Consider the following 18,383-nt stretch of genomic DNA (forward strand, 5'->3'; position numbering starts at 1 on the left):
AAGGTTTTTTTATACCATTCGGAAAGAAAAATCAGCCCTTCGGTAACAATTAATTTTTGATACCTTTAATAAAAACTAATTTTGAGTCAAGAAAACAGATCATGAAACGGAAAAACTTTATCGTACTATTCTGGGTATCGCTTGCAGTCTCCATGTTTTTCTTTTTTGTCTTTACAGAAGAGAAGAATCTTGAAAACTTTTTATATACCCTGCTTATCTCTTTTATTTATTCTTTTGTATTGGGAGGAGGAAACGGAATGCTGAACAGTTTTCTGAATAAAAAAATTCCATGGTCGGAAGCTACAACGAAAAGAGCGGTTATCAGTATTATTTCAATTATTGTCGCCAATTTTGTACTGGTCTATTTCTGCAATTATGTCAATTTTGTACTTATTCAAAAAGCAGCTACTACAGAAGAGTTTTTCCTTGGAAAATATAATTTCCTCAATTGGTTTACCATCAATATAGCATTGTTGATATCCGCTTTCCTTCATGCCAGAAGTTTCATGGAAGAGCTGAAGAAAACTTCCCGAAAAGAAGTGGTGGAACAGAAGCTTATCGCCAAATCTGCAAATGCCCAGTTTGAAAGTTTAAAGAACCAGCTGGATCCACATTTCCTTTTCAACTCATTGAATGTTTTAAGCTCGTTGATTGATGAAAATCCTCGTCAGGCACAAAAGTTTACTGCTTCAATGTCAAAGATTTACCGATATGTACTTGAACAAAAAGATAAAGAACTGGTAACAGTAGAAGACGAGATAGAATTTGCAAAAACCTATTGTGAACTTTTGAAAACAAGATTTGAAGACAGTGTGGATTTTACCTTTGATGTTGCTAAAGGGGATTATCAGAAATATGTAGTTCCACTGGCTTTGCAGCTCTTGTTGGAAAATTGTATCAAACACAATTTTGCCACATCATCAAAACCTCTGATCATCAGAATTTTTTCAGACGGAAATACGCTCTGCATTGAAAATAATCTTCAGGTAAGAGAGCAGATCAAAGAAAGCTCAGGAATTGGTCTGGCCAATATTGTACAGCGTTATTCCCTTATTACAGAGCGAAATGTCTTCATCGAAAAATCTGAAGATCATTTTAAAGTAAAACTTCCAATGCTCGTGGCTAAACCACAAGTTTCCATATCAAAACCTGAAGATGATTCTGCAGCTTACCAACGGGCACAAAAAAGAGTAAAAGAGATTAAGAGTTTTTATATGAACCTTATTTCTTACTGTACGGTAAGTGCCTTTTTAATCTTTATTAATCTTTTTACGAGCAGCAGAAATCATTGGTTCTGGTTTCCTGTACTGGGATGGGGAATAGGCGTTGCTTCTCATGCATTTCAGGTGTTTGGAGTAGGTGAATCCTGGCAGGAAAAGAAGATTCGTGAAATTATGAACAAACAAAAAAAATAGAACCATGAGAACATTTGACGAAAACAATATTGAATATCAACAAGCAAGAAGACAGGTAGAAAGACTGCGTGGGTTTTACGGACATGTATTCGCTTATATAGCAGTAAATGCTCTGATTGTTGTCTATAATTGTATGCACCTGAAACCTGGTGAAAGTTATTTTCAGTTCAAAAACTTTTTCACAGCAACTTTTTGGGGAATAGGGCTTGCAGCACATGCAGTTACCGTTTTTCTGCCTCGTGTTAATTTTATCAAGAAATGGGAAGATAAGAAGATCAAAGAACTGATGGATAAACAAAAAGAGCATTAGAGAAACTATCTTTTTAAAAATACTTTTAATCTTAATTTTATTGAAAATGAATGCTTTATCAACTTTGTTTTATATTTCAATGGCAGCCTGGTTTCTCACGGAATTCCTTTACAAAAACATGTTGAAATCTGGCAAAGAAGATCAAAAAAACAAGGATAAATCCACTCTGAATATTTTATGGATGGCCATTCCTTTTTCTATTGTTAGTGCAATATTCATGTCTTATAATTTTCATTTTCCAATGGCTGATGGCGTCTGGATACTTTATCTGGGCGAGCTTTTTATTCTTGTTGGTATCATTGTCAGATACATCATCATCAGATCTTTGGGAAAATATTTTACAGTAGATGTAACCATCAGACAAGATCATAAAATCAAAAAAGAAGGATTTTATAAATATCTGAGACATCCTTCCTATGCTTTTTCCCTGTTAACTTCTTTTGGCCTCGGTTTGTATCTCAATAACTGGCTTTCATTAGTCTTTGCTTTTGTTCCTCCGTTTTTAGCCTTTGCCTACAGAATAAAAATTGAAGAACAGACGCTGATAGAGCAGTTCGGGGATGAATATATTGAATACAGAAAAAGCACCAAAAAATTGATCCCTTTTATCTATTAATGAGAGGTTTTTACAGTTCAGACAGCATAATCTACCATTCGGTCACATAAAATTGATTCATGGCACTTTCGTGAGCTACCTTTGATTCAAGAAAAAACAAATCAACCTTTAAAACAAATCATTATGGAAATTTTACCTGACAAAGAAACAATTGCTTACAGAAAAGCTTCAAGAAGAGTGAAAGACCTTAAAGAATTTTATGGAAACCTTACCTCGTACTGTATCGTTATTCCTTTTTTAGCAATACTGAACATTGTAACTGCTCCCGGATATTTATGGTTTCTATGGCCTGCACTGGGATGGGGAGTAGGAATTGCATTTCATGCCATAAGCGTATTCGGAATTGGTAAAAGCTGGGAAGAAAGAAAAATCAGAGAACTGATGGAGAAGGATGAAAAACAGAAAATAAAAACACTTTAAACAATAACTTAAAAACTTATAATATCATGGATTACGATACTGCCCACACAAGAACCAACAATATCAGAAAATTCTATAAAAGCCTTTTTATATTTGCCTTATTTGCCGTTCTAATCATTCCTGATGATATTTTTGGAGAAAAGATGATTAGCTTTCATTGGTTTGACCGATATATCATCCTTGGAATCTGGGGATTTATTATTCTGGTAAAAGCTGCAAAACTATTTCTCTTTGATTCCGAATGGGAAAAAGATATGATTGAAAAAGAACTCAGAAAAGAGAAAAAAACGATACACTATTAAAATCTGTCCACTTTTATATAAATTTATTTCCTAAAATCTGAAAACTAAAACTTAAACTCAATGATCAAAACTGTTATTATAGAAGATGAAAAACCTGCTTCAAGGAAATTAGAAAGAATGCTGAATAACTTTCCTGATATAGAGATCGTTGCTAAAATAGAATCGGTGGAAGAAGGTGTTGCCTGGTTTTCTGAAAACGAACATCCGCAGCTGATCTTTTCAGATATTGTTTTAGGGGATGGATTGTCTTTTGATATCTTTGAAAAAGTACCTACAAAAGGTTTCATTATCTATACAACAGCCTTTGACCAATATACGCTGAAAGCTTTTAAACTGAACAGCATTGATTATCTTTTAAAACCCATTCTTGATGAAGACCTGGAAGGAGCAGTGGAGAAATTTAAATCATTTATTCCAGCCAATGACACTAATGGTTCTCAGGATATCAAACAGTTAATCCGAAAAGAAAAGTCTACGCTTTCCAGAGTTCTGGTGAAAATAGGATACAACCTTAAGATTATACAGACTCATGAAATAAGCTGTTTTTTCAGTGAGAATAAAATCGTTTATCTTCAGACGGAAGACCGTACCTATCCATCAGATTTTACACTTGATGAGCTGGAAGATGTACTCGATGAGAAAAAGTTTTTCCGGGTGAACAGGCAATTTATTATCAGTTCGGATTATATCAAAAATATCCATACTTCGCCTTACTATAAAGTGGACCTTGAGTTTCAGCCTGAAGAAGAAATAACGGTCAGCAGAGACCGTGTGAAAGATTTTAAAGACTGGCTGGTCAGTTGATAAAGATTAACTTAAAAACAAACACCATGGATCTTATTCTATTTATTTTTAAACTATTTCTCTCTATATTTTATCCCTGAAAAATTAATCATCAGGCATTATAGAAATCACTGGCAGATTGTACAAACTGGTGGAATGCGTCGGTAACTTCTTTTGAATGCTTGTGGGTAAGCGGAAATGGAACCATATGGGAATATTCAAACGGGAAATCTTTGATTTCAATATCTACATTGATGTTCCTGTAGCCACCCTGCAGCGTATTGAGTGCTTCTATCGGAGGAGCAACACTGTCTTTCTCTAATACATAAGCCTTGATCTGAGATTGGATTTCCTGAATTCTTTCTTCTCTTTCCTTCTGGAAATAATTGTAGCGGAGCATTTTTTTGAACCAGCTTTCCTGTGGATGCAATGCTTCATTCTGATAATGTTTCAGACGTGAATCTGACTTAAAATCAGAGCTCAGCAATTCCGTAAAAACAGACTGCATTTTAACTGTTGCCTGAGTATCCATGATGTATTTGGATATCGGAAACATCCTGTCAATCGTCATTCCACCACAAAAGCAAAACACTTTTGATCGGGTAAAATAATGTTGAGGATCTGCCATTTTGATAATTAAAGCAAGAAATGATCCTATAGAATACCCAAATAAATCCAGATCTGCTTCTGGAGAAATACCCTTTATTTTACCCTTTTTAATATCTTTTACCACTTCTGTAATATCAGAATAGGTCTGTAGCCCGGACCAGAATATTCTTTGCGGATGCGCTTCCAGTCTGGAACTTATCGCAGCATTTACATAGGAATAATTCATGTTTTCCGGATACTTTTTTTTCCTGAAATTAACCACTTCCATCATGTGACGGCGGTCACTCCAGATAGGTTCTGCTCGATCCATATGAAACGCAATAGGGAACAGTATGATGGCCTTTTGTGTTTTTTGGGCCAATTCATACGCCCATGGCAGGTATTTATCCCATTTCTTTTCATTCAGTCCATGGAAAAAAAACAAAACTCCTTCGGCTGTTTCTATATCTGCCCGCTTCAGGATATGATATTCAAATCTTTTATTGCATTCAATATCAAAATCTTTGATGTCTACAGCAGGTTGGTTGTACAAGAGATAACCATTTTTGTTGATTGCGAGGGTTTGCTGATGTTTGTTGCACTGTTGTTTCTCTGAGCCATAAAGCAGATCACATACCTTGGATTCAAAAGGAATTGATTCAATGCTTACATTCAGTTCCTGAAGTTCTGCCCTGTCTTTTCCGGAATCAAAATGATTTTTCAAAACTTCATACAATTCATAATATTCCATAGCAAGACGATTGAAGGGTTTATATTTAGAACCATCAAGTTAGAGAATTATTGCGGTAATGAATTGATTTTTAAGGTTTAAATATATTCCAGGCATAAGAGAAATACAATAAACCCCGAAATAGTCTTATTCCGGGGCCATGATATAGAGATTGATGATGATGTTTATTGTTGAATTATTTTTTGTCCGATAATCTTTATTTTTTTTAACTATCTGTAATCTATTCTGTTAGATTCGGTGTCTTCAAGTTGTTTGACAATTGATTCAGGTATTTCGTCACTGTCAATGGGAAAACTGATGGAATCAGAAATGAAGTTTTTTCTGTCCGTTTTTCTGAAGATTTCAAATAAAGCAATCGGCTCCTGATTGAAACTAATGCAGGTGCTTATAAAGTGGATTTCGTGGAGTTTATAGTCCGGGTTCTTAAGTTTTTCTTTAATATCCTTTATCCTTGAAATGAAATGTCTCTGACGAATAAAAGTATTGCTGTTCATGATGATGAAAACATAATCAGAATAGGCGGTTACTTTTCCAAAGTATTTGTGATGATCACCACCGCTTCTTTCAATAAAATATTCTCCTGTGGTTTCCGACTTATAAATTTCCATGGCAGAACGCCATATGCGGTCTTCTTTTGCCATCAAAGGATTATCGGGCAGATTTCTGTTATAAGAATACCAGCACCCTACTAAACGGTCTAAAAGAGCGGTATTCATATTGGTATTATTAATATCAATCCTTAGATCATTAAAATTGAATGCTTCCGTATTTGAATTTATGAAATCTAGAGATCTTAAAAGACAAATCAATTCGCTTGCTTACGAAAGGGTTTTGGAACATAAAAAATCTTCTCCGGAAACTATTCACAGTGTTTTAAAAGATCCTTATATTTTTGAGTTTCTTGGATTAAAAGCTGATGAACAATTTGGAATATCCCAAAACTTTGACAATTAAACTCAGTTTAGCAAGGTTGGGTCTGCTTAAAACCGCATTCTCGTTCTGTTTGAATTTTTTCAGTTTATTGATGATCAGATGCTCATACAGATAATTTGTTCCCAGAATATCAGGTTCTTTTTTGATCTCTTTTTCTGAATGATCATTGATAATCAGTTCATTTAGTTCAGCGCTTATATAAGACCATTCGGTTTTGGTCACATCTTCCCAATGGTTTTTCTTTAAAAATTGCCGGCTTAAGAAATTCATCAGTTTCTCAAGATGCAGGATATCTTCCTTTTTCATGGTGTTTATTTATAAGACTAATTTATGATTTTTATCAAACTAAAAAAGATTTTTGAAAGACTTTTATATTGTATAATCCATTGATATTTGAGTAGAAAAACAAAAATCAAAACAATGGAAACAAAAATGCTATTACAAGATGAGTCTCTTTGGAACAGGATACAGGCATTCTCGCTGGATGCTCCAGGAGTTGATTTCCCTTTTTCAAAAAAACTGGCTAAAGAAGAACGCTGGAGTCTTGATTTCGCAAGAAAAGCAATTGAAGAATATAAAAAGTTCGTGTATCTCTGCTGTATTCTTCCCCACGGAGCTTCTCCCAGTAACATCGTTGACAAGGTTTGGCATATGCATCTGATTTATACGCAGAATTATTGGGAGGAATTCTGTCCCCATATCTTAAAAAGACCGCTTCATCATCATCCTTCCGAAGGAGGCTCTGCGGAAAAAGAAAGACATCAGAACTGGTTTGAAGATACTTTAACAAGTTATCGGCAGATATTCCGGCAGGAAGCACCAGAAGAAATCTGGAGAGAGAGTAAGAAAAAGTCAAAAGTACAGTCTTGGCTTAGAAAAATGGCCTTCTTTGCTCCCATATTTGTGTTACTGCTTTTATTTTCGTGTACAGAAGGAGATAACTTTTCAGGGTTAATGGTTACTGGAGTTGTATTCGGGATTATTTTCATTCTGGGAACTATCGTTTCAATCATAGGAGATCAGGTGGTTTCTGACCCTAACAGAAAAGATAAGCAAAATAATGATGGAGGAAGTTGTGGTGGCTCAAGCTGCAGTGGAGGAGGTGGTTGTGGAGGTGGCTGCGGTGGTTGCGGTGGATGTGGAGGCTGTGGTGGATAATAAAACTCATCATTATGAAAAAACTCATCATTCATTCAGTTCCGGTTGTGATAGGCTTTATATGGCTTATGACAGTCCATTTGACATTTAATCCGGTTATTCTTAAAGGACCTGACTTTTTGAAGTTCTATGTCATTCTGGTTCTAGGATTTTACGCTTCGTTTTTTATGCTAAATTCTTTGAAAGAAACCATTTCGGGAACGACATTTTATTTCGCAGGATTTATTTTCTTGTTGGGAATTATCAAGCTTATCAGAGGTGTCATATTGGGAAAACCTGTTGGATTTCTTGTTGTGATATTAATAGCAGAAGGTATTGTTACATTGGTTTTTATCTCAGGTTATGTAAATGAAAAGATAAAATAAAATTTATTATTAAAAACAAACCCGAAACAAAAATGTTCCGGGCTTTATTATGTGTTGTTGATATTAAATATCTTTCTTTTCTTCTTTTGCGGGCTGATAGCCATATTTTCGAACCATAACGGAAGTCAGGACTACCAAAATAAGACTGATCGCGATATTGGAGTTTTCCGGATGTACAATGGCCTGATAAAGATTATAACCGAAAATAGAGGATACAACTGCAATCAGAATATTGTTTACATAAGCATACTGGTTTTTTGTAGATGTTTTCATAGTAGTATTTTTTATTGTTATTTACTCCGTAAGTATGATAACTTAAAAAACGTTACAGAAAAATTTCAAAAAAATATTTTCTTAAAAAAAACAATCTCAATCACCCGAATCCCGTACCCGAAACTCTTACGAAATCACACCACTGCCGATCAGCTCCTCATCAATATACCATGAAGCAAACTGTCCTTCAGCAATAGCAGACTGAAGTTCATCAAATTCAATATAAAAAGCATTTTCAAACTGATACAGGGTTGCTTTCTGCAAAGGCTGTCTGTATCTGAATCTGGCCATTACTTCCATAGATCCTCCGTTTTGAAGTCTCAAATCTTCACGTACCCAGTGCAGTTCAGAATTATCAATTTTCAGAGCTTTTTTATGAAGTCCCGGGAAATGGCTTCCTTCTCCTACGAAAAGAATGTTGTTTTCCATATCTCTGGAGATGATAAAACAGCTTTCTTTGTGTCCGCCTATACCAAGGCCTTTACTTTGTCCGATCGTGAAAAACTGGGCACCCTGATGTTTCCCGATTACTTTTCCGTCAGATTTTTTATAATTGATTTTTCGTGATAAAAATTCAAGTTCCTCTTCTTTGGAGGAAAATTCAGGTTTTTCTTCTGAAAATAAAGGAGAATCTTTGAAAATTTCTACAATTTCCCCTTCATTAGGTTTTAATTGCTGTTGTAAAAACTGGGGAAGACTTACTTTTCCGATAAAACATAATCCCTGAGAATCTTTTTTATCTGCCGTTACCAGTCCGATTTCTTTTGCAATTTCTCTTACCTGAGGCTTTGTAAGTTCTCCAATTGGGAATAACGCTTTTGAAAGCTGTTCCTGACTTAGCTGGCAAAGGAAGTAAGACTGATCCTTATTATTGTCTTTTCCTGCAAGAAGGTGGAAAATTTCTTTACCGTTTTCATCAAAAGTAGAATTTACCCTTGCATAATGTCCTGTTGCTACCTTATCGGCACCCAAAGACATTGCGGTCTTCATAAAAACATCAAATTTTACTTCTCTGTTACATAATACATCAGGGTTGGGAGTTCTGCCTTTTTCATATTCGGCAAACATATAGTCAACGATACGTTCCTTGTAAAGTTCACTCATGTCTATCACCTGGAAAGGAATTCCAAGCTTTTGTGCCACCATAAGGGCATCATTACTGTCCTCAATCCAGGGACACTCATCTTCTAATGTTACGGAAGCATCGTTCCAGTTTCTCATAAATAAAGCCACTACTTCATGGCCTTGTTGCTGCAGCAAATAAGCTGTAACACTAGAATCTACACCTCCGGAGAGGCCTACTACTACTTTCATTGTATTCAATTTTACGAAACTCTTAACGGGAGTTCTTAGTTTGATGTGGCAAAAATACAATTAAAAAATTCGTAAAAAAACCATAATTTTAAACATTGATAAAAACGATAGAGCTATATGTCATCTTTTTATCAACCTCTGCAAATGGAAACAGATGAGAATATAATTGTAAGACCAAAAATATAACATATGAAAAAGTTTATTATTTCTATGATGCTGATATCTTCAGGATCAGTTTTTTCCCAAATTTCAGTAGGAGCACCCGTACAGGAAAACAGCAAGTGGACTTTTGGAGGAGGCATTGGATTAGGATTTGGAAGTAACAGCGCTTTTAATCTATCTGCATCGCCAAGAGTAGGTTACAGATTTACTAATGATTTTGAAGGCGGTGTGGTAGGAAGTGTTTCGTGGCAGACTTCTGATTATTATAAATCTACCATGTTTGGTGTAGGTCCTTTTGTCAACTATTATTTTGCCAGATCATTTTACGTGGGAGCCAACTATCAGCATTATTTTGTTGATTACAAGGATAAATATTACGATTATAAATACAATACGGAAGAGAATGCATTATACCTTGGAGGAGGATATATGCAGTGGATCGGAAACAATTCCTTCATGCAGCTGGGTTTAATGTATAACGTGCTTTGGAAACAGAATTCCAGTGTGTTTTCCAGCGGTCTGATCCCGAACATTGGTTTTGTAGTAGGACTTTAATATTTGATTTATCAATAAGAAAGGGCTTAGCCTGTTTAATCAGAAACCAAAATAGTCAAAATCTATAAAAACAAAAAACCCTGGGAAAGTTCCCGGGGTTTTTCTATTTGAAAATTATTTATTTAATTAAGATTGAGATGACTTTTCAGCTGATTTCTTAGCCTTCTGTGTTTTCCCGATCAGTCCGTCTTTTGCCTCGTTAAGGTCAAGAACTACGGTTTCTCCCTCATTCAATTGCTTGTTTACCAGCATTTCTGCCAATAAGTCTTCAATATACTTCTGGATGGCACGTTTCAATGGTCTTGCTCCGAAATCTTTATCCCATCCTTTTTCAGAAATAAAGTCTTTTGCTTCTTCAGTAAGATCTACTTTATATCCTAATTTTTCAAGTCTGCCATAAAGTTTGTTCAGTTCAATATCAATGATTTTCTTGATATCATCCTGTACAAGGGAGTTGAAGATCACAATATCATCAATTCTGTTTAAGAATTCCGGTGCAAATGCTTTTTTAAGGGCATTTTCAATCGTACTTCTTGCTCTCGAATCCGAAGTGGTTTTCTTCGCAGAAGTTCCAAATCCTACACCGTCTCCAAAGTCTTTAAGATCTCTTGTTCCAATGTTTGAAGTCAGAATAATGATGGTATTTCTAAAATCAATTTTTCTTCCTAAACTGTCTGTAACGTGTCCTTCATCCAAAATCTGCAACAGAATATTGAATACATCCGGGTGAGCTTTTTCAATCTCATCCAAAAGAACTACTGCATAAGGTTTTCTTCTTACAGCTTCCGTTAACTGACCACCTTCTTCGTATCCTACATATCCCGGAGGCGCACCTACTAGTCTTGAAACAGCGAATTTCTCCATGTATTCACTCATGTCAATTCTGATCAGAGATTCATCGGATTCGAATAGCTCTCTTGCCATTACTTTTGCCAATTCGGTTTTACCAACCCCGGTTGTTCCAAGGAAAATAAAGGTACCGATAGGGCGGTTAGGATCTTTAAGACCTGCTCTGTTTCTTTGAATAGCTTTAACAACTTTCTTCACAGCATCTTCCTGACCGATTACTTTTCCGTTCAGTTTCTCATCCATTTGGGCAAGTTTGTCAAGCTCGTTCTTACCAACTTTCGTCACAGGAACTCCGCTCATCATAGAAACCACTTCCGCTACATTTTCTTCTGTTACGGTTTCTTTTTTCTCTTTTACATCTTTATCCCATTTTTCCTGAGCCGAGTTAAGTTCCATCTGAAGACGTTCCTCCTCATCTTTCAGCTTTCTTGCTTCAAGGTAATCCTGAGCTTTTACAGCCTTCTGTTTCAGTTCTTTGATATCTTCGATTTTCTTTTCAAAATCAATGATTTCTGTAGGAACTTTCATGTTTTTGATATAAACACGTGATCCGGCTTCGTCCATCGCATCAATCGCTTTGTCCGGTAAGAAACGGTCTGTAATATATCTCGATGTCAGATTGACACAAGCCAGAATCGCTTCCGGAGTATAGATTACATTATGATGTTCCTCATATTTATCTTTGATCTGATTCAAGATCTGTACGGTTTCATCAATAGAAGTAGGTTCCACCATTACTTTCTGGAATCTTCTTTCTAAAGCTCCGTCTTTTTCAATATACTGACGGTATTCATCCAGGGTAGTTGCCCCGATGCATTGAATTTCACCTCTTGCCAAAGCCGGTTTGAACATATTGGAAGCATCTAAACTTCCTGTAGAACTTCCAGCTCCTACAATCGTATGAAGCTCATCAATAAATAGGATGACATCTCTGTTTTTCTCCAGCTCTGTCATGATGGCCTTCATTCTTTCCTCAAACTGACCACGGTATTTAGTTCCGGCAACTAAACTTGCCAGATCTAAAGTGATCACACGTTTTCCGTAAAGAACTCTCGACACTTTTTTCTGTTGAATTCTTAGTGCTAACCCTTCAGCAATGGCAGATTTACCAACTCCAGGCTCCCCGATAAGAAGAGGGTTGTTTTTCTTTCTACGTGATAAAATCTGAGAAACTCTCTCAATTTCTTTTTCACGGCCAATCACCGGGTCCAGTTTTCCATCCCTTGCCAAAGAAGTAAGGTCTCTACCAAAGTTATCCAATGTAGGTGTTTTACTTTTTGCAGAACCTAGATTTCCTGTAGGCTTTCTCATTTGCTCAAATTCTTCTCTCTCATCATCATCATCGTAAGCACTCATCTGAGGAGACTGTCCTGAATTTTTAAGCATAGTCTGGTATTCTCTTGAAACTCCTTCGTAGTCGATGTCATAAGCTCCCAGAATATTTGAAGTAGGATCTTCATATTTATAAAGAATACCTAAAAGCAGGTGAACGGTATTAATTTCATTGCTTTTATACTGTCGGCATTCTAACTCTGCACGTTTAATAGCATGGTCTGCCATCTTAGTGAAAGAAATATTGGTAACCTCTTCAGAAATAGGATTAAGACTTGCTGTATTTAAAGTTTCAATTTTTCTTCTGATTTGTGTTAAATCCGCATTAAGGTTTTGAAGGATTTCTTTTGCAGAGTTTTCCGTTTTTATAATACCTAAAAGTAGATGTTCTGTATTAAGAAATTCACTTTTGAGCCTTTTAGCTTCGCTTTTGCTTTGTTTGAACACCTGGCTCAAACCTTGTGAAAACTTATAATCCATAATATATCTCATTAGAACAAAGGCAACATTACCTTTTATTCATTATCTAAATTACAAATATTTTACCAAAAATCAATTAATGACTTTATGGCAGAAAAAAATTTATTATCTTATTGAAAATGATTAAGTTTGTAACCTTAAATTTTCCCCATGAATTCTGAACTTACCACTTACATTGGCTATTCTGCTTCTCTTTTTATCGTATTGAGTTTCATACTGAAAGATGTAAAAAAAATCAGAGTGGTTAACATGATTGGCTGTATTTGTTTTGTCATTTATGGTATCTTTAATGGAATGCTTTGGCCGGTTATCATACCAAACGGGCTTATTTGTTTCATTCAAATCTATTATTTAATACTAGACAAGAAAGATTGATGAGGAAAAAAATTATTACTTCTGCTTTTAGTAATCTGTATACTGACCAACGGATAGAGAAGGTGTGCAAAACCCTTTTTGATAACGGGTATTCCATAGATCTGATTGGTAACGACTGGGAAGGAAATGAAAAAATGGAACGTCCTTATCCCTTTTCCAGAATAGGATTGAAGTCTAAAAGCCTGAAGACCGCTTATTTTGAATTCAACTGGAAATTATACAAAGAACTGAAGAAAAAAGCGGACAAATATACGATTCTCCATGCCAATGACATTGATGCACTTCTGCCAAATTATCTCATTGCCAGAAAACTGAATATTCCGTTAGTCTTTGACAGTCATGAAATTTTCACGGAAATGCCATCGGTTCAAAACAGGTTTTCTCAGAAGTTCTGGAGAGTACTTGAAAGAAAGCTGGTGCCTCATATGGAGCTGATGATGACAGAAAGTGAAAGCTATGCCGAATGGTTTCATGAACAGTATAATGTCAATCCGGTAGTGGTTAGAAATATTCCGAGAAAAATTCTTTCAGCACCGGAAATTCCTGAAAATCATCCAAAAATCATTCTGTATCAGGGAGCGATTAATCAGTCGAGGGGAATTGAAAAAATGATTGTGGCCATGCATCATATTAAAGATGCTGTTCTGAAAATTGCAGGTGACGGCCCGAAGAAAAAAGAATACGAAGAACTTGTTATTCAGGAGAAACTTCAGGATAAAGTCTTTTTTCTGGGTAAGCTGAAACCGGAAAATCTCAGGGAAATAACAAAAACCGCTGATGCAGGGTTCAGTCTCGAAGAAAATAATGGAGTAAGCTACTATTATTCACTTCCTAATAAGGTTTGTGACTATATCCAATCGAGAGTACCGCTTGTGATGATTAATTTTCCGGAAATGCAAAAGATAAAAAATCAATTTAATGTAGGAGAAGTTATTCCGGATCATCAGCCTGAAACCATTGAAAAAGCAATCAATCTTGTTCTTCAGAGAGGAAGACAGTATTATCAGAGCGAATTAAATAAGGCAGCAGATGTATTTTGCTGGGAGAATGAAGAGACAAAAATCCTCCAACTTTTTGAAAAAGCATCCTGTAAATAATTTTTACAAAATTGGTTATCTTTGCAAAAGAAATTTGATTTAAAATGACCATTAAAGAAAAACAGCAGGAAATAATAGATGAATTCGCTTTTCTTGAAGATTGGGAGCAAAAGTATGAGTACATCATTGATCTTGGAAAAGAACTGAAAGGCTTGGCTGAAGATAAGAAAACAGAAGAAAATCTGATTAAAGGCTGCCAGAGCAAAGTTTGGATTGATGCTGAATTTAAAGACGGGAAACTTTTCTTTAATGCAGATTCTGATGGTATTCTACCAAAAGGGATCGTTTCTCTTTTAGTAAGTATTTACAGTGGACATTCCACTCAGGAAATCCTGGATTCTGATTTTGATTTTATCGGAGAAATAGGACTACAGGAATTTCTTTCACCTTCCAGAGCTAACGGGCTTATGGCGATGACAAAGCAGATCAAGTTTTATGCAGTTGCTTACCAACTGAAATCATAACCGTGACCAGAATTTTAGCATATCGTTTTTCCGCATTCGGAGATGTTGCGATGACCGTACCTGTTTTCAGAGAATTTCTGGAGCAGAACCCCGGTGTGGAAATTATTATGGTCTCCAGGAAAAATTTTGAGGCGTTGTTTGCTGGAATTTCCAATGTAACTTTTAAGGGGATTGATCTGGATGACTACAAAGGTCTTTTTGGATTGAGAAAACTAAGTAATGAACTGATTCGTGAGTTTAATCCTGATTGTATTGCCAACCTCCATGATGTAATCCGAACCAAAGTTTTAGACAGAATATATAGAAGAAAGGGACTTAAGGTCTTTAAGATTAATAAAGGTAAAGAGGAAAAAGAACATCTTACGGATGTCTGGAATCTGGAAAAGATACAGCTGAAAAAAACAGTGGAACGTTACGCTGACGTTTTTCGTGAAATGGGATTCAAAGTTGAACTTTCTCATCAATTAAGACCGGTTTCAGAACAAAAATCTGGAATTGGATTTGCTCCTTTTGCCCAGCATAAAGGAAAAATGCTCCCTTTGGAAAAATCCTATGAGTTGGTAAGAATTTTGGCTCAGAAACATACTGTATATTTCTTTGGAGGAGGTAAAAAAGAAACGGAAACTCTCGAAAAATGGGCAGAAGAGATTCCTAATACAAAAAACCTTGCCGGAACATTAAATCTTACGGAAGAACTCAATTATATTGCCGGACTGGAACTGATGATATCTATGGATTCTGCCAATATGCACCTTGCAAGTCTTGTAGGAACGCGATGTGTTTCTATTTGGGGAGCTACTCATCCTTATGCCGGCTTTTTAGGATTCGGGCAAAGTGAAGAAGATGTTGTTCAGGTGAAAGACCTGAGTTGCAGACCATGTTCTGTTTTTGGAGATAAAGAATGTTATAGAGGTGACTGGGCCTGTCTTGAAGAATTTAATATCCAGAAAGTGGTGGAAAGGGTTAATTTTTAAAAATTAGCTTTACTATTTCGTCTGCTTTAGCTTTATCGGAGTGACTTGCTTCTAAAATATTCTTTCTTTTTTCAGTGTCATGATAGTCCTTTTCTGCTGAGGTGACAATTTGTTGACGAATTTCATTCATATCAGATCCAAAAAGACATACACTCTTCAATAGAGGATCATCTGTAATGTTTCTGTTGATAATGACAAAACGGCTGTTGTAAAGCGTATTAAAAAGTTTCACCTTTGTTCCGGAATTCTGGTAAGAAATCAAAATATTGGCATGAGCATCTTCCAGAAGGCGGTAAAGGTTCTCCGTGGTTTGAATAGGAGTGAGGCTGATGTTTTCAACTGTGGAAATCTTTCTTTTAATATCCTCACTGGCACGATCTGAGGCTACAACAAGCTGATATTGTGGAAGGGTTTTAAATAAGTCAATTGTTTCATTCAATGCTCTTTTATTGTCTGCAGTGGTGAGATCTCCATGAAATAGAAAATACTTTCCTTTTTGATCCAATTCCTTTACCGATTCATTACCGTGAAAGATATGAATCAGGTGTGCATTTTCCGAATAAGTTTGTACTTCATTATATTCCTTTTCAGATAAGCAGAATACAGCTTCAAATTTCTTTAAAAGTTTTTTCTGATATCCGGAATACTTCACAGATTCAATTTTGTAAATAATCTTTTTAAATGGGTTCTTCTCAGACACAGAGAGGCCTTTATAATACTCTGATTCGTTATTGTGATGACGGAGGTAGAGTTGGTGTCTGTTATCCTTCAAAAACCGTATAATATGGGTTGTTTGCAAGCCTTCGAACAAGATAGGAGCTTTGTGCTTCTCCAGATTTTTAAGTAGGGTTTCAGAATCTCTGATGGCAGCAGCGAAAGGTGTTCCGGAAAAATAGAGAAGTGGATTCTTTTTCTTTTGATAAAAAAACACATTTTCTGTCATCTCTTTGACTTCCGGATCAATCTTATGAGGGATTTGATCTACAAAACAATGTAGGTGAATTTTTATTCCCAGATCAGATAATGCCTTAACTTTATAATACACATCAATAATTCCACCATAGGAAGGAGGGTAGGGATAATTGAATGATATGAGATGAAGTTTATTCACAGCAAGCGAAATTCAAGTGAAGGCAAAGGTAGATAAATATAAGGAAAAGTGGAGGAGAAGCTTTATAAATTGCTTAGGGATAAAATAAAAAAATCTCCCAGAAATCTGAGAGATTTTTTGTGGGTCCTGAGGGATTCGAACCCCCGACCCTCTGGGTGTAAACCAGATGCTCTGAACCAACTGAGCTAAGAACCCGAATTTTTTTGAAAGGTTTCGTTTCCTTTTCTGTGGGTCCTGAGGGATTCGAACCCCCGACCCTCTGGGTGTAAACCAGATGCTCTGAACCAACTGAGCTAAGAACCCTCTAGACTTGTTCTCTTGTTTAGAGTGGTGCAAATATACGACTTATTCTTTAATCTCCAAATTTTTTTCTAAAAAATCTCCCACTACAAAGTTGCTTCCGCCGATAAAAATCATTTCTTCTTTTGTACATCGTTCTTTTGCAGAGAGATACGCTTCCTGCACGGAATCAAAAATTTTATAAAAAATTTTCGCCTCCTGGAGCAGATTTTCGTAATCTTCGGGATGTCTTCCCCTGTTGATGGATGGTTTTGCAAAATAGAACTCAGAATTTTCAGGAAGTAAATTCATTACATCATCTATTTTTTTGTCATTCACAAACCCCAAAATAACATGCTTGTGTCTGTTAATTGAATTTAATTGTGAAAAAACATACTCCAGACCTGCCTGATTGTGACCCGTGTCACAAATCGTAAGTGGATGTTGTGAAAACTCGAACCAACGGCCAATAAATCCTGTATTTTGGTGAACATGGAGAAGTCCTTTTTCCAATGCTTCATCAGAAATATTTACTTTAAGCTTTCTTAATTCTTCTACAGCGGCCAATACAATTCTGATATTTTTCTTCTGGTAATTCCCTTTGAGATCAGATTCAAGGTTGGTATTTATAAGAGTAGCATCTATAAACGGAGCATTTTCTTTCGTTGCTTTATCCTGAATGATATTTCTAACGGCTTCATTCTCGTCACCGGAAATAATCGGGATATATTGTTTAATAATTCCGGCCTTCTCTGATGCAATTTCTTCGATGGTATCTCCAAGAATATTCTGATGATCCAGCTGAACATTAGTAATAGCCGAAATCAACGGTTTGATAATATTTGTTGAATCCAGTCTTCCTCCCAATCCTACTTCAATAATGGCAAAATCTACCTGCTGCTGATAAAAATATTCAAAAGCCATGATGGTCGTAAACTCGAAGAAAGAGGGACGGATGTCTTCCGGAATCGTTTTCAGTTTTTGAATAAAATCAAAGACAAATTCTTTATTACAGTTTTTTCCATTCACCTTTATGCGCTCTGTGAAGTCTATAAGGTGTGGAGAATTGTATAATCCTGTTTTATAACCGGCTTCCTGAAGAACCGATGCCAGCATATTGCTTGAAGAACCTTTTCCATTGGTACCGCCAATGTGAATACATTTTATTTTATCCTGAGGATTTCCAAAGAAAGCACAAAGCTTTGTAATGTTATCAAGCCCAGGTTTATAAGCCTTCTGTCCATCTATCTGATAGTTGGGCATCTGTACGAAAAGCCAGTCGATAGCTTCCTGATATTGTTCATTTGTCATGGTGCAAAATTCCCAAAAGTTTTTTTAAAATAAAATATAATTTTTCAATCTGTAACTTTTTTATATTTAATTCGTCTAATATTGAAAAATCTTAATATGAAATCGCTGTGATTTACATGGTATAGTACTTATGAAGATAACACGATTCCATATGACCATTAAAAAC

General features: G+C 35.8%; 21 protein-coding genes and 2 tRNA genes. 13 read left to right on the plus strand and 10 right to left on the minus strand.

Annotated features, from left to right (window positions below; genetic code table 11):
• Positions 1 to 101 precede the first annotated feature (101 nt).
• The 6 genes from PZ898_RS15135 to PZ898_RS15160 all read left to right on the plus strand — a co-directional run bounded on the left by PZ898_RS15135 (position 102) and on the right by PZ898_RS15160 (position 3,867).
• The gene (locus PZ898_RS15135; protein ID WP_277693668.1) at positions 102 to 1,415 is read left to right on the plus strand and encodes a 2TM domain-containing protein; all 1,314 of its coding nucleotides are present in this window, start codon (positions 102 to 104) and stop codon (positions 1,413 to 1,415) included.
• Between the two features lie 4 nt (positions 1,416 to 1,419).
• On the plus strand, positions 1,420 to 1,725 hold the full coding sequence (locus PZ898_RS15140; protein WP_123278714.1) for a 2TM domain-containing protein: 306 nt from the start codon (positions 1,420 to 1,422) through the stop codon (positions 1,723 to 1,725).
• A 46-nt stretch (positions 1,726 to 1,771) separates the two neighbouring features.
• On the plus strand, positions 1,772 to 2,341 hold the full coding sequence (locus PZ898_RS15145; protein WP_277693669.1) for an isoprenylcysteine carboxylmethyltransferase family protein: 570 nt from the start codon (positions 1,772 to 1,774) through the stop codon (positions 2,339 to 2,341).
• Positions 2,342 to 2,464: 123 nt separating this feature from the next.
• Positions 2,465 to 2,761 carry a 2TM domain-containing protein gene (locus tag PZ898_RS15150; RefSeq protein WP_120232336.1) on the plus strand — a complete coding sequence of 99 codons (297 nt, stop codon included), beginning with the start codon at positions 2,465 to 2,467 and terminating at the stop codon, positions 2,759 to 2,761.
• Positions 2,762 to 2,787: 26 nt separating this feature from the next.
• Positions 2,788 to 3,063: a 2TM domain-containing protein gene (locus PZ898_RS15155; RefSeq protein WP_216443587.1), complete on the plus strand. Its 276-nt coding sequence runs from the start codon at positions 2,788 to 2,790 to the stop codon at positions 3,061 to 3,063.
• Between the two features lie 60 nt (positions 3,064 to 3,123).
• A complete protein-coding gene (locus tag PZ898_RS15160; protein WP_120232338.1) occupies positions 3,124 to 3,867 on the plus strand; it encodes a LytTR family DNA-binding domain-containing protein in 744 nt (247 codons plus the stop codon).
• Between the two features lie 91 nt (positions 3,868 to 3,958).
• Here the strand turns inward: PZ898_RS15160 and PZ898_RS15165 are convergent, their stop codons facing one another.
• From PZ898_RS15165 to PZ898_RS15175, 3 genes are all read right to left on the minus strand, one after another.
• Complete coding sequence (locus PZ898_RS15165; protein WP_277693670.1) at positions 3,959 to 5,185, minus strand: DUF6051 family protein; 1,227 nt, start codon at positions 5,183 to 5,185, stop codon at positions 3,959 to 3,961.
• 209 nt (positions 5,186 to 5,394) lie between these two features.
• Positions 5,395 to 5,901 (minus strand): hypothetical protein, encoded by a 507-nt coding sequence (locus PZ898_RS15170; protein ID WP_277693671.1) that lies wholly within the window; start codon positions 5,899 to 5,901, stop codon positions 5,395 to 5,397.
• Positions 5,902 to 6,091: 190 nt separating this feature from the next.
• Positions 6,092 to 6,424 carry a hypothetical protein gene (locus PZ898_RS15175; protein ID WP_277693672.1) on the minus strand — a complete coding sequence of 111 codons (333 nt, stop codon included), beginning with the start codon at positions 6,422 to 6,424 and terminating at the stop codon, positions 6,092 to 6,094.
• A 114-nt stretch (positions 6,425 to 6,538) separates the two neighbouring features.
• Here PZ898_RS15175 and PZ898_RS15180 point away from each other — a divergent pair, with 114 nt between their 5' ends.
• Both PZ898_RS15180 and PZ898_RS15185 read left to right on the plus strand, forming a co-directional pair.
• On the plus strand, positions 6,539 to 7,276 hold the full coding sequence (locus tag PZ898_RS15180; protein ID WP_277693673.1) for a hypothetical protein: 738 nt from the start codon (positions 6,539 to 6,541) through the stop codon (positions 7,274 to 7,276).
• A gap of 14 nt (positions 7,277 to 7,290) precedes the next feature.
• Positions 7,291 to 7,641 carry a hypothetical protein gene (locus tag PZ898_RS15185; protein WP_123278709.1) on the plus strand — a complete coding sequence of 117 codons (351 nt, stop codon included), beginning with the start codon at positions 7,291 to 7,293 and terminating at the stop codon, positions 7,639 to 7,641.
• A 63-nt stretch (positions 7,642 to 7,704) separates the two neighbouring features.
• On the opposite strand, the gene PZ898_RS15190 is transcribed toward PZ898_RS15185, so the two are convergent.
• Positions 7,705 to 7,914: a hypothetical protein gene (locus PZ898_RS15190; protein WP_062672875.1), complete on the minus strand. Its 210-nt coding sequence runs from the start codon at positions 7,912 to 7,914 to the stop codon at positions 7,705 to 7,707.
• A 126-nt stretch (positions 7,915 to 8,040) separates the two neighbouring features.
• Entirely contained in the window at positions 8,041 to 9,228 is a 1,188-nt protein-coding gene (gene mnmA / locus PZ898_RS15195) for a tRNA 2-thiouridine(34) synthase MnmA (protein ID WP_277693674.1), read from the minus strand.
• Positions 9,229 to 9,417: 189 nt separating this feature from the next.
• Here mnmA and PZ898_RS15200 point away from each other — a divergent pair, with 189 nt between their 5' ends.
• On the plus strand, positions 9,418 to 9,945 hold the full coding sequence (locus tag PZ898_RS15200; protein WP_277693675.1) for a hypothetical protein: 528 nt from the start codon (positions 9,418 to 9,420) through the stop codon (positions 9,943 to 9,945).
• 126 nt (positions 9,946 to 10,071) lie between these two features.
• Here PZ898_RS15200 and PZ898_RS15205 read toward each other — a convergent pair whose 3' ends face one another.
• Entirely contained in the window at positions 10,072 to 12,606 is a 2,535-nt protein-coding gene (locus PZ898_RS15205; RefSeq protein WP_062673756.1) for an ATP-dependent Clp protease ATP-binding subunit, read from the minus strand.
• A gap of 150 nt (positions 12,607 to 12,756) precedes the next feature.
• On the opposite strand from PZ898_RS15205, the gene PZ898_RS15210 reads away from it, so the two are divergent.
• From PZ898_RS15210 to PZ898_RS15225, 4 genes are read left to right on the plus strand one after another with little or no spacing between them, the layout of a single operon-like run.
• Positions 12,757 to 12,981 (plus strand): hypothetical protein, encoded by a 225-nt coding sequence (locus tag PZ898_RS15210; RefSeq protein WP_062672881.1) that lies wholly within the window; start codon positions 12,757 to 12,759, stop codon positions 12,979 to 12,981.
• Positions 12,981 to 14,078, plus strand: a complete 1,098-nt coding sequence (locus tag PZ898_RS15215; protein WP_277693676.1) for a glycosyltransferase — start codon at positions 12,981 to 12,983, stop codon at positions 14,076 to 14,078. Before PZ898_RS15210 ends, PZ898_RS15215 begins: the two co-directional genes overlap by 1 nt.
• 44 nt (positions 14,079 to 14,122) lie before the next feature.
• Entirely contained in the window at positions 14,123 to 14,542 is a 420-nt protein-coding gene (locus tag PZ898_RS15220) for a SufE family protein (protein WP_062672886.1), read from the plus strand.
• A 2-nt stretch (positions 14,543 to 14,544) separates the two neighbouring features.
• Positions 14,545 to 15,516 (plus strand): glycosyltransferase family 9 protein, encoded by a 972-nt coding sequence (locus tag PZ898_RS15225; RefSeq protein ID WP_277693677.1) that lies wholly within the window; start codon positions 14,545 to 14,547, stop codon positions 15,514 to 15,516.
• Here PZ898_RS15225 and PZ898_RS15230 read toward each other — a convergent pair.
• From PZ898_RS15230 to PZ898_RS15245, 4 genes are all read right to left on the minus strand, one after another.
• A complete protein-coding gene (locus PZ898_RS15230; RefSeq protein ID WP_277693678.1) occupies positions 15,506 to 16,627 on the minus strand; it encodes a hypothetical protein in 1,122 nt (373 codons plus the stop codon). The two genes, PZ898_RS15225 and PZ898_RS15230, sit on opposite strands and share 11 nt — an antisense overlap.
• A gap of 120 nt (positions 16,628 to 16,747) precedes the next feature.
• Positions 16,748 to 16,822, minus strand: a tRNA-Val gene (locus PZ898_RS15235).
• Between the two features lie 33 nt (positions 16,823 to 16,855).
• Positions 16,856 to 16,930 (minus strand) — tRNA-Val (locus tag PZ898_RS15240).
• Positions 16,931 to 16,972: 42 nt separating this feature from the next.
• Entirely contained in the window at positions 16,973 to 18,217 is a 1,245-nt protein-coding gene (locus PZ898_RS15245; RefSeq protein ID WP_062672890.1) for a folylpolyglutamate synthase/dihydrofolate synthase family protein, read from the minus strand.
• Positions 18,218 to 18,383: the final 166 nt, after the last annotated feature.

Source organism: Chryseobacterium sp. WX, from assembly GCF_029542485.1.
GTDB lineage: Bacteria > Bacteroidota > Bacteroidia > Flavobacteriales > Weeksellaceae > Chryseobacterium > Chryseobacterium cucumeris.